The sequence below is a fragment of the Microvirga pakistanensis genome (genome assembly GCF_004458765.1).
GTDB classification, from domain to species: Bacteria; Pseudomonadota; Alphaproteobacteria; order Rhizobiales; family Beijerinckiaceae; genus Microvirga; species Microvirga pakistanensis.
On record NZ_SPJX01000279.1, the window covers coordinates 1 to 223 of the forward strand.

A 223-nucleotide genomic window follows, 5' to 3' on the forward strand; every position below is an offset into this window, starting at 1 on the left:
CATTTATGTCCGGTTCGGGCCGGGTACCGGCGGTATCGGATCAATCCTCGTCGAGCGCGGCATACCCGGGTTCACCATCGGAAAACCCTCCTCTTTTATGAGCGGCGAGGACTGGTCGCAGCTCTACTTCGAAAATTGTCGTGTTCCTGCTGAGAACGTCCTGCTCGGGCCCGGCGGGTTCAAGAAGCAGCTTGCGGGCTTCAACGTGGAACGATTGGGGAAC

At 58.7% G+C, this 223-nt stretch carries 1 pseudogene; it reads left to right on the forward strand.

Annotated features, from left to right (window positions below):
* Positions 1–223 (forward strand): annotated as a pseudogene (locus tag E4K09_RS15250) (acyl-CoA dehydrogenase family protein); the annotation flags it as partial.